The following is a 1,488-nucleotide window of genomic DNA, read 5'->3' on the forward strand; positions in this document are numbered from 1 at the left end:
TGAACTGAACCCTGAATGATAGACACTTGATAAAAAGTGCTCATTCAGGGTTTTTTGTGTGCGGTCGAATCGATATAATGAACCTATTCATTCAGACGGGGGAACGCATCCATGAGTAAAATCATCTTCAACGAACATCAAATCAGGCAGCTCGAGTCGAATCCGAACGTGGCGTCGGTCTCGGACCGGTCGATCCAGTACACGGGCGACTTCAAGATACGGGCCGTGCTCGAGAACCAAGAGGGAAAAGGCCCCTCCCAAATCTTCGAGGAAGCCGGTTTCGACCTGGCGGTGATCGGTCGCGTGAAGGCGAAGTCATCGCTCGACCGCTGGCGCAAGACCTACCGAATCTATGGAACGGATGGCCTGTTGAACGACCGTCGTGGGAAGTCGAACGCGGGTGGGCGCCCGAAGCCGGATGACTCGCTCGAACGACGGCTCGCGAAGGCCGAGGCGCGCGTCAAATACCTGACGGCGGAGAACGAGCTGTTAAAAAAGCTAGAGGAACTCGAGAGGCAGGCGAAACGCACCGACTGACACCGAAAGAGCGATACCAGGTCATCAACACCGTCATCCGGACGTTCCGGCTGAAGAACCTCGTCCGTCCACTCTGCGAGATCGCGGGCGTGAGCCGCAGTGGCTACTATGCCTGGCTCACCCGCGCGGAAGACGACTCCCTCCGGGAAGAGCGTGATTATGCGGACTATCTTCTCCTGAAACATGTCCATGACCGCCGCGACGGGAAAATCGGTTATCGCGGGCTCTATATGGAGGTGCTCGATCTCATCGGGGCACCGATGAACCACAAGCGCATCCTCAGGTTGATGCGGAAATATGGGCTCGTCACGAAGATCCGCAGGAAGAACGCGTACCGGAAGCTCGCCAAGGCGACACACGAGCACAGGACGGTGCCGAACCGCCTGAACCGTCAGTTCGACCAGGACGAGCCGGGCAAGGTATTCGTGACGGACATCACCTATCTCCCGACACGGACAGGCCAGAACGTCTATCTCTCTTGTGTGAAAGACGTCGCGACACGCGAGATCGTGGCACACCATTTGTCGACGAGCCTACACATGGAGCTCGTCTTTCAGACGACGAAAAAGCTCGAAGAGCGTCTCCAGGGGAATCTGCATCCCGAGGCGATGATCCATTCGGACCAAGGGTTCCACTATACCCATCCGGCCTACCAGTCACGTATCCGTGGACTAGGCATGGTCCAGTCCATGTCACGTCGTGGCAACTGCCTCGACAACGCACCGATCGAGTCCTTCTTCGGACATCTGAAAGATCATATCGACCATCGATCGGCATCAGGCCTCACCGAGGTCCGGTCGATGGTCGATGCCTACATTGACTATTACAATAGTGAACGCAAGCAATGGAACCTAAAAAAAATGACTCCGGAGCAATACCGGAGCCATCTGATCGCCGCATAAAAGACGACGCACTTTTTATTAAACTGTCCGAAAAACAGGGCTCAGTTCA

1 protein-coding gene is annotated in these 1,488 nt (G+C 55.6%); it reads left to right on the plus strand.

All coding sequences use genetic code 11. The annotated features are described in order from the left end of the window. Window positions 1-111: 111 nt before the first annotated feature. A protein-coding gene (locus EVJ28_RS13860) for an IS3 family transposase (RefSeq protein WP_370251113.1) occupies window positions 112-1,439 on the plus strand; the annotation gives its coding sequence in 2 pieces (ribosomal slippage) (window positions 112-490 and window positions 490-1,439; 1,329 coding nt in all). The last annotated feature ends 49 nt before the right edge of the window (window positions 1,440-1,488 follow it).

The organism is Exiguobacterium sp. SH3S3 (assembly GCF_004337115.1).
Lineage (GTDB): Bacteria > Bacillota > Bacilli > Exiguobacteriales > Exiguobacteriaceae > Exiguobacterium > Exiguobacterium aurantiacum_A.